Origin of the sequence: Bacteroides ndongoniae (genome assembly GCF_900108345.1) — a bacterium.
Classification (GTDB): domain Bacteria; phylum Bacteroidota; class Bacteroidia; order Bacteroidales; family Bacteroidaceae; genus Bacteroides; species Bacteroides ndongoniae.
This window is the reverse complement of the sequence record NZ_FNVV01000014.1, coordinates 1,141,239-1,154,448: the sequence shown is the minus strand read 5'-3', so window position 1 is coordinate 1,154,448 and position 13,210 is coordinate 1,141,239. Positions and strand designations below refer to the sequence as shown.

Below are 13,210 nucleotides of genomic sequence, written 5' to 3'. Positions count from 1 at the left end.
GCAATAAGCAAATCGGATACTGAATAACCATAATTTAATCAATTTTTGCTTGTGATGTTACGTGAACGAAAGTTTATGTAACATATCAATAAGGTCTGTTCGCTAAAAAGGAACTATATTTGTAACAATAGAAATTTTTTATAACCGTTTTTTTATTATGAAGAACTATAAAACGCTATTACTACTATTTTTCCTTTTGGCTTTGCCATTATATGTGTGGGGAACTGTTACGTCAGAACGAACTTCGGAGAAGGGACGTGAGACAACGTTGTTGAATCGCTTATGGAAATATAAGCAGGGAGATGTGGCGGGTGCGGCTCAGCCACAATATAACGATGCCGATTGGGAACCTATCGGATTGCCTCATTCGTTCAGCATCCCTTATTTTCTATCGAAAGATTTTTATGTAGGCTATGGCTGGTATAGGAAACACCTTCAGCTGGGAAAAAAAGACTTGTCGAAGCGACTTTTTCTGGAATTCGATGGCGTTTTTCAGGAAGCAGAAGTTTATGTCAATGGACGGCTGGCTGGAAGCCATGCAGGTGGATATACAGGATTCAGTATCGACTTTACTCCGTATGCAATGGAGGGAGACAATGTGATAGCCGTCAGAGTGAATAATCTTTGGCAAGCTACCCTGGCTCCACGGGGTGGTGAGCATGTGTTTAGTGGAGGTATTTATCGGAATGTCCGTTTGGTGAAAAAACATCCGGTTTATTTGGATTGGTACGGTACGGCTGTTACTACTCCGACGCTGGAGAAGAATGCAGGTAAATCGTCGTCAGTAAGGGTAAAAGCCTGTGTGAAGAACACTGATGACCGAATGGGAGACTATACCTTATATATAATAGTAAAGAACTCTTTGGGACAGAAGGTTGCAGAGTGCTCAAAAACGAAACGCATTGAGGCTGGCAAGGAGACGCTTTATGACGTACAAACTCCGGAAATAGTTTCTCCGGCTCTTTGGTCTCCGGCTTCTCCAGCTCTTTATACATTGGTCAGCAAGTTGTATGACGGAAAACGCTTGCTGGATTCGGAAGAAATCACGTTTGGTTTCCGATGGTTTGAGTGGACTGCGGATAAGGGATTTTTCCTGAATGGGGAGCATTATTATTTTAGAGGAGCAAATGTACACCAGGATCAGGCTGGATGGGGTGATGCTGTGACCGATGCTGCAGCCCGTAGGGATGTGCGGTTGATGAAAGAAGCGGGCTTTGATATGATTCGTGGTTCACACTATCCGCATTCTCCGGCTTTCACGGATGCTTGCGACCGTGAAGGCATGTTGTTCTGGTCTGAAGCTCCTTTCTGGAGTACAGCAGGTCCGAAAGTAGACGGTGGGTGGACAGCCGGAGCTTATCCGCTGAATGCTGCCGATACGGCGGCGTTCGAGGCTGATGTATTGCGTCAGCTGGAAGAAATGATACGCATTCATCGCAACCATCCGTCGGTGTTTGTCTGGAGTATGTGTAACGAACCTTTCTTTACCGATGGACAGACCATGCCGGGGGTGAAAAGATTGTTAAAGCGGATGGTTGAAAAAACTCACATGCTGGATGATACCCGTAAGGCTGCGGTTGGTGGAGTACAACGTCCGTTGGGAGAGGAACGCATCGATTTGATTGGTGACGTAGCTGGCTATAATGGCGATGGAGCTAATATCCCTGATTTCCAGCAGCCGCCTGTGCCTTCGGTAGTTACTGAATATGGTAGCACGACAGCAGACCGTCCGGGACAATATATACCCGGTTGGGGAGATCTGGCACGTGATGATAGTTGGAAAGGACGTACTTGGAGAAGCGGTCAGGCAATCTGGTGTGGTTTCGATCATGGCAGCATATTTGGTAGCGATATGGCTAAGATGGGTATTGTAGATTATTTCCGTTTACCGAAACGTTCCTGGTACTGGTATCGGAATGCTTATACCAAGGTGGCTCCACCTGAGTGGCCTGCCGAAGGGGAGGCTGCCCGCTTGCTGCTGAAAGCTTCGAAAACGGACAATATTGCAACAGATGGAACAGACGACACACAACTGATTGTAGTGGTAACAGATGCCGATGGCCGGGAATTGAGCAATACACCGACAGTGACATTGCGAGTAGTGTCGGGACCAGGTGAGTTTCCTACAGGAAAGTCTATTACTTTCCGCCCGGACAGTGATATTCGCATTCAGGATGGTAAGGCCGCCATTGCTTTTCGGTCTTATTATGCCGGAAATACAGTGGTGGAAGCTTCATCGCCCGGACTGTCTTCTGCTCGCTTGACATTACGCTTTGAGGGTGAACAGGCATATCAGGAAGGGGTTAGTCCAGAGGTTGTGGACCGTCCTTACATACGTTATATAAAAGGTATTGAAGGTGGCGAAATGCAAACTTATGGTCTGAATAATCCGACGTTTGCTTCAAGTTCGCAGAAAGGGCATTCACCGGGACTGGCTGCTGATGGGGATGAAGAAAGTTATTGGCAACCAGCGGCAGAGGAAAACTCGGCTTATTGGATATTGGATACAGAAAGAGGACTTTGGCTGCATACTATAACGGCCCGGTTTGCAGAAAAAGTAAACTGCCGTTTTAAAATAGAAATTTCTGCCGATAAAGAAACGTGGCAGCTTGTGGGTGATTATAGTACAACTACAGGTGAGAAACAAGATGTAAGGCTTTCTTTTGAACAGCCATTGAAGATGCGTTTTGTACGTTTTTCTTTCAGTATGGATGAAGGAAATATTTGGCCTCGATTGGCAGAAGTCAGGGTACAAGGCCGTGTAGCTGATTAAGTATTTGAATATAGGGTAATAAAATGAATAGAATGAATATGAAACAAATTTTAATGTCTTTATTGTTGCTGCTAACGACGTCGCTTTATGCTACTGATGTTGTGACGGTGAGTTACGAGGGTGGCATTAATAAAGTAGAACTGACTAAAGCTGCAATCTTATATGATGCCGATGATTGGGAGGTTGCTAAAAAAGCTGCCTGTCTGCTTGCGGCAGATATTGAACGGGTGACAGGAAATTCGATTGTGGCGCAAACTACAGCATTGCAGAATGGAGAAGCTGTAATTGTAGGTACTATTGGATATAGTCGTTGGATAGACCGGTTGGTAGAAGAAGGGAAACTGGATATCTCGACTATTCAGGGTGGTTGGGAACGTTTTATCGTTCGTACTATTGAGCATCCGTTTGACGGAGTGAAACGTGCTATAGTAGTGGCTGGTAGCGATCGTCGTGGAACCGCTTATGGTGTTTTCTCTATCAGCGAGGCTATTGGTGTTTCGCCCTGGTATTGGTGGGCCGATGTGCCAGTAGTACATAGGGACGCCGTTTTTGTAGAGGCAAACTATGTATCTGACACGCCATCGATAAAGTATCGTGGCATTTTTATCAATGATGAAGATTGGGGCATGAAACCTTGGGCTTCCAAGAACTTCGAAAAGGAACTGAACGATATAGGTCCTAAGACATATGCGAAGGTATGCGAACTGATTCTTCGTCTGAAAGGAAATATGTTAGCTCCGGCTATGCATACCTGTACAGGGGCCTTTTATTCTCATCCGGGCAGTAAGAAGGTGGCTGATGAATACGGCATTCTTATTACTACGTCGCATTGCGAACCTTTGCTGTTCAATAATGCTTCGACATGGGAGTGGAATAAGGGACGGGATGGTGAATGGAATTATAAGACCAACCGGAAGACTATATTGAAAAAGCTGGATAACCGTGTAAAAGAGGCTGCCCCTTATGAAAACGTATATACGTTGGCTATGCGCGGATTGCACGACGAGGGAATGCGTGGCGACATGAGTGAAGAAGAAAAAGTCGAAATGTTGTCGCAAGCCATCACAGACCAGCGCAAGATTTTAAAGAAATACATTGATAAACCACTTGAAGAGGTTCCACAGATATTTGTTCCTTACAAAGAGGCATTGGAGTTGTACGAAGCGGGTCTGAAAGTTCCGGACGAGTTACTTTGGTTTGGGTGGATGATAACTATGGTTATTTAAAGCGCTTAAGCAATCCGGATGAACAAAAGCGTACAGGACGTGCAGGAGTATATTATCATACATCTTATTTGGGAGCTCCTCATGATTATTTGTGGCTTAATACAACTCCTCCCGTGTTGATGTACGAAGAGTTGAAGAAGGCTTACGATACGGGGGCCGACCGATATTGGTTGCTTAATGTAGGAGACATCAAGCCAATGGAGTTGGCTGTAACGACATTCTTTGATATGGCTTGGGATTTTGATCGTTTTGATTATCAGAATGTGAATCGTCATCAGGCTGATTACCTGGCTGGTGTATTTGGACAGACTTTCCGAGGCGAGTTCCAGACTTTGCTTGACGATTATTACCGTTTGGCTTGGAGTCGTAAGCCTGAGTTTATGGGATGGGAGAGAGAGTGGGATGCGCCTCATTTAGAAAAACTGAGTGATACGGAATATTCGTTTGCCAATTATAATGATGCACGAGGACGTCTGGCTGATTATCGGCTGTTATCGGATAAAGTAAAAAAATTGCTTGACGTGATGCCAAAGGCATATCGTCCGGCTTTTTACGAGATGGTGGCTTATCCGGCTATGGCTTCGTATCAGATGAACCGTAAATTCCTGATGGCACAACTGAATCATGAATTGCTGAAACAGAATGATGTGGCTGGCGCTAATTGGGCTGCCCGTGAATCGAAATTAGCTTTTGACAGTATCCAGGCATTGAACGATTGCTATAATAGTTTGTTGGATGGTAAATGGAATTATATGATGGAACTGGCTCCGGGATGGTGTGCCAAATATCAGAATATGCCTGATGTTACTTTTACCGAAGGAGTGGTTGCACAAGAGGTTGATATTAATCCATTACCCAATGAGGATGTATTGCAAGGTTGTGCGGTGCTCGATTTGGCTGATTATAAGAGTAAAACAGAATCTGCAACTCATTCCTTACAATTGCTTGAGGGATTGGGCTATGATTGGCGTTGCATTCAGCTGGGTGAGGCTACACAACCGGTTGTTGATCCGAGAGCCAAGGATGCACCCCGTTTTGAATATGAATTAGGCAAAATAGATGCAGACAGTGTGGAGGTAACGGTATATACATTGCCATTTTTCCCGATATACGAAGGGCGTAGTACGCGTTTCGGTGTTTCTGTAGATCTGTCGGAAGTTGCTATTGGTGAAAATCTTCCAAAAGAATATTCGCCGGAGTGGAAGACACAAGTTTTGCAAAACGGTGCTGTTTTTAAAGCAGTCTTCCCGATAGATCTGATGAAAGAAAAGCATACATTGGCTTTGATATGTGGAGACCCCGGTATGATTGTGCAACGGGTTGTTGTTGACTGGGGAGGTCTGAAGAAAACCTATGTTGGTCCAAGAAGTTATGGAAAATAATATCCGGTTGAGCTGGGTAATGAAAGTTTTTTGAGTTTTAGAATTGTTTTTCTGATTCATATAATAGAAGTAAAATGAAACGATTATCATACATTATATATAGTTTATTGGTGCTTTTGTCGGCACAACCTTTGGCGGCTAAAATACGTTTGCCAAAACTTGTCAGTGACCGGATGGTGCTTCAGCGTGATACGGAACTGAAAATCTGGGGATGGGCTGATCCTGCTGAAAAAGTAACAGTACGCTTTAGAGGTAGTTTTTACAATACGGAAGCTGATGATAAAGGCAACTGGCAGGTGATGTTGCCGGCTCAGACGGCTGGCGGTCCTTTCATTATGGAAGTAAATGAGTTGACGATACGTGATGTATTGGTCGGTGATGTGTGGCTGATGTCCGGACAATCCAATCAGGAAACGCCTATTCATCGGCTGGTTGAAAAATTCCCGGAGATACCAGTGTCCAATAATCACATGATTCGTCATTATAAGGTTCCTACACAAGATTCAAAAGAAGAGTTGAAGGAAGAGATTGCTGGTGATGCCGTATGGCATTCGGCTACTTCGTCGGAAGTGATGAATTGGACTTCGTTGGCCTATTTTTTTGCAGTAGAAACGTATAACTATACAGGTCTTCCCGTTGGAGTGATTGTTTCAAGCCTTGGAGGATCGTCCATACAGTCGTGGGTCAGTCAGGAACATCTGAAAGAAGTGCCTCGTTATGTCGTTGACCAAGAGGCTTTTGAAGCTGTAAAACAGGCTCGTCAGGATAAAGGTGAAGGCTTGTGGTACAAGAAAGATTGGAATGATTCGGATTGGCAGACGATAGATGTACCGAGTACATGGGCTGAAAAAGGTATTCAGACGAAAGGGGCTATCTGGTACAGGAAAAGTTTTGTATGTCCGGCTTCCATGGTAGGGCGTCATGCTAAACTGTATATGGGACGTATGGCGGATGACGACAGGGTATATGTGAATGGATGCCTGGTTGGCCATACAACCTACTTTGGTCCTCCTCGTAAATATGATGTTCCTGCCGGTGTGTTGGTTGAGGGGGTGAATAATATAACTTTAAGACTGGAAGCAGCAAACGGATACGGTGAGATTGTACCGGACAAACCCTATTTGTTGAAAGGAGATGCAGATGAAGTAAATCTGGAAGGTGAGTGGAAATATGCAGTCGGTTATGATAAACGTGAAGCGGATAAATATGCTGACCGATTGAAAAATCTGCGTCAAGCCGGTTCTGGACTTTATAATGGAATGATTTATCCGATTCGTCATTGGAAAGTTCGTGGAGCAGTATGGTATCAAGGTGAAAGCAATACGGGACGTCCTGATGAGTATTATCCGATGTTGAAAGGGTTGGTAGAGAATTGGCGTGAATTGTGGAATATGCCTGATATGCCATTCTTTTTGGTTCAGCTTCCTAATTATATGAAGAAACATGATAAACCGACGGATAGCGGATGGGCTCGATTGCGTGAAGCGCAACTGAAGGCTGCATTGACAATTCCTAATACATCATTGGCTGTAACTTATGATGTCGGTGAGTGGAATGACATTCATCCTTTGGATAAAAAAAGTGTGGCAAAAAGATTATTCTTGGGAGCGAAAAAGTTGGCTTATGGGGAAAAATTGGTTTGTCAAGGCCCTGTTTATAAAGATATGAAGATAGAGGGCAACCGTATAATACTTACTTTCGACACGCAAGGACGTGGCTTAAAGTCTCGTGGTGGTGCTTTGAAACATTTTGCGATAGCTGGTGAAGATCGGAAATTTGTTTGGGCTGATGCTGTGATAAAAGGGAATAAAGTAGTTGTTAGTAGCTCGGAAATAGACCATCCCGTAGCTGTCCGTTATGCATGGAGTGACAATCCGTCGGATGCGAATTTGTGTAATAAGGATGGCTTGTTGGCATCGCCATTTCGGACGGATGTTTGGTAGGGATTTAAGATTTTGAAGATAAAATTTCAATTTGGGCTTGTTTTTCATGTGTAATTAACAAATTTAAACGCGTGATGTTACGTAAGCGAAAGTTTATGTAACATAAACATAAGGTGTATTTGGAATAGAGAGGCTATTTTTGCTTCATCACTAATATCATTAAACACACACATTTTTGCATATGAAAACACTATGGAATTTATTTCTGTTTTTGGCATTGTTTGTTGTGTCATCATGTTCGGATGACAAAATGCCAGAAGAATCGGGAGAGTCAGACGTTGAAACACCAGAAGAAAAGCCGGGAGATACTCCGGATATAGGTAATATGCCTAAACTTTCGGTTGTTGGACGTTATTTGAGAAATGAAGAGGGTGATATTGTTAATCTGCATGGATTTGCAATGACTTTTAGCCCATTCTTTAATCAGAACACATGGGGAGATTATGATGTAGACGGATGTATGCGTCATAATAAAAAACAGATAGACGGAATGTTGAGTGCAGGATGGAGGGTGAACTTTGTGCGTATGCATTTGGACCCGTATTGGAGTGATGATCCTGCACTGCCGTCTGTTCGTTATGAAGGTCATGAACGTTTTTCGGAATCGCGCTTTCGTAAGTATTTGGATGAACTGTTTGTTCCTATGGCTGAATACGCCAATGAAAGAGGAATATACGTAGTAATGCGTCCGCCTGGAGTTTCTCCGGATACAATAGCTGTAGGAGATGACTATAATGACTTCCTGATAAAAGTATGGGATATCGTTTCTCAGCATCCTAAATTGAAGAATAATAAAGGTGTCATGTTTGAATTGGCTAATGAGCCAATCAATATTATGACTGCGGATGGTAGCCGTTGTGGAAGTGGAGAACAAATCTTTTATGATCAGATGAAGATTTTCTGTCAGGCTATTGTCGACAAGATACGGGATAATGGGGCTCGGAATCTAATTTGAGTGCCAGGATTGGGCTATCAGTCACAATATAGTGGTTATGCCATCAATCCTATTGAAGGGGATAATATAGGTTATGCCATTCATGTATATCCTGGTTGGTATGGCAGTGATGCCGAAAAGGAAAGTGCAGAACAGGGCGGCTCCTAGGGAGGTGGTTATGAATCGTTCCAGCAGGGTTGGGACAATTCAATACAGCCTGCAGCCAATATAGCACCTATTATGGTGACTGAAATGGATTGGGCTCCGGCTAAATATGATTCAACCTGGGGTAAAAGTTATACAGGTGTAGCTGGTGGCTATGGGTTTGGTGCTAACTTTAAATATATTGTTGATAAGTGTGGAAATGTGAGTTGGTTACTTTTTGCGGGCTCTCATTTATTGATTGATTTTAAAGATGTGCCGGGCGAAGAAGGGGCCTATACTTTCCTGAACGATCCGGAAGCATGTCCTTGGCCTGTATATCATTGGTTTAAGGAATATGCTGGTGAAGAAATTCCTGAAGGCGATCTGGAAAGTCTGGAATTGGTTAATGTGAATACAGAGAATGAAATCAGAATGGGAGATGCTTGTTATGCAGCCATAAAGGCTGTGTATGCAGATGGAAGTAGCCAGATGGTGACCGAAAAAGTAAAATTCACTTGTGATAATCCGGATATAGTAACTGTAGGGGAGTTAGGTAAGATTTCAGCTCTTAAACAAGGTGAGGCTACGGTAATAGCATCTTATACTTCGCAGAAGGATGTAACTAAGGAGATAAGTTTTAAAGTCCGTGTTTTGAATCCATTTTTGTTGACTATGGAGATGTTTAATCCGTCGATTTTTGGTACTGGCTCATTTGATGAAGATACACATGTATTGATAACCGGTCAGTGGGGATTTGGTGGCTGGGAATATAAAAGCGGCCTTGATTTGTCGGGATACAAAAGCATACATGTAGAATTGGGAAATGATTATGCTGATCCAAATTTTCCAGTATCATTCCGATTATTTGATGAGAATACTTATTGGTCTTCGCCCGCATCGTATGATTTTGTAAATACGCGGGAAATTACGGTTGATTTGCACAATATGAAAGATGGTAACGGCGATAAGTTAGACCCTTCGCACTTGTATATAATTGGTTTCTGGTCGAGTGGCGGAAATGAGATTGTAATAAAGGATGTGACTTTGGAAGAATGATGAACTGATGATACATACAAATCAAATTATGAAAGGAAAAAAATTGTTGTTAATAATGGTGGCTGGTGCCGCATTATGTGCTTGTGCTACCCGTACGTCTCAGGCTGTTGTAAAAGAAGAACCAACTTTGAAATCTGTTTTAGGTGATAAATTCCTGATAGGCGTAGCCATGAATACGTTTCAGTCTTCTGGGCGAGATACAAATGGAGTAAATATAGTGAAAAAACATTTTAATGCTATTGTGGCGGAAAATTGTATGAAATGCCAAACCATTCATCCTCAGGAAGACAGATATAATTTTCGTCAGGCTGATGAATTTGTTAAATTTGGCGAGGATAATGGATTGACAGTTACTGGTCATTGTCTGATATGGCATTCACAATTGGCACCTTGGTTCTGTGTAGATAAAGATGGAAATAATGTGTCTCCAGAAGTTTTGAAGCAGCGTATGAAAGATCATATTATGACGGTTGTTGGTCGTTATAAAGGACGGATTAAAGGCTGGGATGTTGTGAATGAGGCTATCATGGAGAATGGCTCTTATAGAAATAGTAAATTTTATCAGATTTTGGGAGAAGAATTTATTCCTTTAGCTTTCCAATATGCCCATGAGGCAGATCCAGATGCAGAATTGTATTACAACGATTATAATATGCATTTTAAAGGGAAACGCGATGCTGTTGTTAAGCTGGTTAATGATATGAAGGCTAGAGGATTGCGGGTAGATGCTGTTGGAATGCAAGGACATGTTGGAATGAACTATCCAGATTTGGCTGATTTTGAACAGAGTATCGTGGCTTTTGCTTCAACAGGGGCCAAAGTCATGATTACAGAATGGGATATGAGCGCACTTCCAGAAGTGAATCGTACGGCAAATATTGCTGATACGGTTGCTTTTCGCAAAGCATTAAATCCTTATCCGGTTTCTTTGCCTGATAGTGTTTCTGAAAAGTGGAATAAACGAATGGCTGAGTTTATGAATCTTTTTGTTAAACATTCTGATGTGATTAGCAGAGTTACAGCATGGGGAGTAAGTGACGGAGATTCGTGGAAGAATGGATTTCCCGTACGTGGACGTAAAGATTATGCGTTGCTTTTTGATCGTGACTATCAACCGAAACCTTTTGTGAAAGATTTGTTGGAAAAATCTATTACGAAGTAAAAGTTATTAGGTTCTGAATATGATGCAAAGTAATAAATATTAGGTGATTTTTTGTACATTTGCATCGTTGTGTTATTTTTATATTTGTCCAATTATGATTAATAAAAAAAATATTTTTATTGCAGCCTTTTGTCTTGTGGGCATTATGCCGAATAGTGTTGCTCAGGATAAATTATATTCCAATACGTTTCCATTAGGAGAGGTTAAGTTGTTGGATGGCCCATTTAAACATGCATGTGACTTGAATGTGGATGTGCTGTTGAAGTATGACGTAGACCGTTTGCTGGCTCCTTTCTTGAAAGAAGCAGGCTTGACTCCTAAAGGAGAAAGTTTCCCGAATTGGAAAGATTTGGACGGGCATGTTGGAGGTCATTACCTGTCAGCGTTGGCTATTCATTATGCGGCTACAGGAAATGAAGCGTGTAAACAGCGTATGGATTATATGCTTGCCGAACTGAAGCGTTGTCAACAAAAACATGGTAACGGCTACGTTGGTGGTGTGCCTAATGGTATGGTGGCTTGGAATGAGATAAAGAAAGGCAACGTTGGAATTGTTTGGAAGTACTGGGTGCCTTGGTATAATATGCATAAGATTTATGCTGGTTTGAGAGATGCATGGTCGTATGGAGGAAGCGAAGAAGCACGTCAAATGTTTTTAGATCTTTGCGATTGGGGATTGACGATCATCGCTCCTCTTAATGAAGAACAAATGGAGCAGATGTTGGGTAATGAGTTTGGTGGCATGGATGAAGTATATGCTGATGCTTATCAGATGACCGGTGATTTGAAATATTTGGATGCCGCTAAACGTTTCTCTCATCATTGGTTGTTGGATAGTATGGTTGCTGGAGTGGACAATTTGGATAACAAACACGCCAATACCCAAGTTCCTAAAGTTGTAGGATATCAACGTATTGCAGAATTGAGCGATATGGCTGGTAGAGAACAGGATAAATCTACTTACGATTCTGCGGCATGCTTCTTTTGGAATACAGTGGTGAATAATCGTTCTTTAGCTTTGGGTGGTAATAGTCGTCGTGAACATTTTCCTGCTGCTACTGATTGTAAAAGTTACGTAGAGGATCGTGAAGGCCCTGAGTCTTGTAATACCAATAATATGCTGAAGTTGACGGAAGGTCTTTTCCGTATGCATCCGGAAGCTCGTTATGCCGATTTCTACGAGCGAGCAATGTTCAATCATATTCTTTCTACTCAGCATCCTGAACATGGAGGATACGTGTATTTTACATCTGCACGTCCGGCTCACTATCGTGTTTACTCTGCACCGAACAGTGCTATGTGGTGTTGTGTAGGTACGGGTATGGAAAATCATGGGAAATATGGTGAGTTCATTTATACTCATCATGGTGATGATTTGTATGTGAATCTATTTGTTGCTTCTGAATTGAACTGGAAAGAGAAAGGAATTACCTTAACTCAAGAAACATCTTTCCCTGATGAAGAAAGCAGTCGGCTGGTATTGCATGTGAAGAAAGCAGTAAAAGCAAAGTTGCTTATTCGGCATCCTTGGTGGTGTGAAGCAGGCGCAATGAAGGTCGTTTGTCGGGGAAAAGACTATGCGGTAGATTCTAAGCCCTCAAGTTATATTGAGATAGACCGAAAATGGAAGGATGGGGATGTGATTGAAATAACCACTCCGATGAAAGTTACTGTAGAAGAGTTGCCGAATGTGTCTAATTATATTGCGATTATGCGAGGTCCTATTTTGTTGGGAGCACGTATGGGCACTGAACATTTGGATGGCTTAATTGCAGATGATGATCGCTGGGGGCACATCGCTCATGGTCCGCTGGTTTCTGTGTTTGATACTCCGTTTATCATAGGTGATCGTAAGACAGTACTTTCTAAATTGGAAAATATGCAACCGGTAGCAGGTAAAAAAATGTGTTATACTGTTCCCGATTTGTTTACTTTGAAGGGAGAAAAACTTTCAGATTTGGTATTGGAACCTTTCTTCCGCATACATGATTGCCGTTATATGATGTACTGGCTTTCGATGAATGATGCAGAATATGCGGAATTTCAGAAAGCAGAGCGTGAAGCAGAACAACGTAAATTGTTGCTTGACCAACGTACAGTGGATGCCGTAGCTACTGCAGAACAGCAGCCTGAAGTAGATCATAAGATGAAATATGAAAAATCACAAACTGGTCATTTCCAGGGTGAACCGTGGCGTGATGCTCGTGATGGTGGATACTTCCAATATAATCTGGCAACAGATAGTAAGACAGATCTTTCGTTGATGGTTCGTTATTGGGGAAATGAAACTTCTAACCGTTCGTTTGATATTCTGATTGATGGCGAATTATTGGTTGAGGAGAACTTGGTTGGTAAATGGAATAGGGAAGAATTGGTCAATGTAGAATATCCGATACCGGTAAATATGTTAGAAGGTAAATCCTCAATCACGGTTACTTTCCGTAGTAAACCAGGACAGATTGCTGGTGGAGTATTTTATATCAGATTGCTGAAAAAGAATATCGAAAACGAGTAGATTTTGCTATTTGGAAATGAAGTATAAAGTGTGCTTACGGAAAAGTGAATAGCAGACTTTTTTAAACTAGTGAAG

Annotated in this window: 5 protein-coding genes and 2 pseudogenes; all 7 read left to right on the top strand. The window is 42.3% G+C overall.

Annotation, left to right across the window (positions count from 1 at the left end):
- Positions 1-157: 157 nt before the first annotated feature.
- Positions 158-2,773: a glycoside hydrolase family 2 protein gene (locus BQ5591_RS15605; RefSeq protein ID WP_071150033.1), complete on the top strand. Its 2,616-nt coding sequence runs from the start codon at positions 158-160 to the stop codon at positions 2,771-2,773.
- A gap of 23 nt (positions 2,774-2,796) precedes the next feature.
- Positions 2,797-4,319: pseudogene (locus BQ5591_RS15600) on the top strand (glycosyl hydrolase 115 family protein); the annotation flags it as partial.
- A gap of 60 nt (positions 4,320-4,379) precedes the next feature.
- Positions 4,380-5,381, top strand: a complete 1,002-nt coding sequence (locus tag BQ5591_RS15595; RefSeq protein WP_394331822.1) for a hypothetical protein — start codon at positions 4,380-4,382, stop codon at positions 5,379-5,381.
- 74 nt (positions 5,382-5,455) lie between these two features.
- Positions 5,456-7,324 carry a sialate O-acetylesterase gene (locus tag BQ5591_RS15590; RefSeq protein WP_071150030.1) on the top strand — a complete coding sequence of 623 codons (1,869 nt, stop codon included), beginning with the start codon at positions 5,456-5,458 and terminating at the stop codon, positions 7,322-7,324.
- A gap of 181 nt (positions 7,325-7,505) precedes the next feature.
- Positions 7,506-9,458, top strand: a pseudogene (locus BQ5591_RS22310) (glycoside hydrolase family 5 protein).
- 28 nt (positions 9,459-9,486) lie between these two features.
- Positions 9,487-10,620 carry an endo-1,4-beta-xylanase gene (locus tag BQ5591_RS15580; protein WP_071150770.1) on the top strand — a complete coding sequence of 378 codons (1,134 nt, stop codon included), beginning with the start codon at positions 9,487-9,489 and terminating at the stop codon, positions 10,618-10,620.
- A gap of 94 nt (positions 10,621-10,714) precedes the next feature.
- On the top strand, positions 10,715-13,135 hold the full coding sequence (locus BQ5591_RS15575) for a glycoside hydrolase family 127 protein (RefSeq protein ID WP_071150029.1): 2,421 nt from the start codon (positions 10,715-10,717) through the stop codon (positions 13,133-13,135).
- The last annotated feature ends 75 nt before the right edge of the window (positions 13,136-13,210 follow it).

What these genes read in the sequence shown, in the direction of transcription:
- BQ5591_RS15605 (WP_071150033.1), top strand. Translation starts at nt 158, where the DNA reads ATGAAGAACTATAAAACGCTATTACTACTATTTTTCCTTTTGGCTTTG.
- BQ5591_RS15595 (WP_394331822.1), top strand. Translation starts at nt 4,380, where the DNA reads ATGGGATGGGAGAGAGAGTGGGATGCGCCTCATTTAGAAAAACTGAGT.
- BQ5591_RS15590 (WP_071150030.1), top strand. Translation starts at nt 5,456, where the DNA reads ATGAAACGATTATCATACATTATATATAGTTTATTGGTGCTTTTGTCG.
- BQ5591_RS15580 (WP_071150770.1), top strand. Translation starts at nt 9,487, where the DNA reads ATGAAAGGAAAAAAATTGTTGTTAATAATGGTGGCTGGTGCCGCATTA.
- BQ5591_RS15575 (WP_071150029.1), top strand. Translation starts at nt 10,715, where the DNA reads ATGATTAATAAAAAAAATATTTTTATTGCAGCCTTTTGTCTTGTGGGC.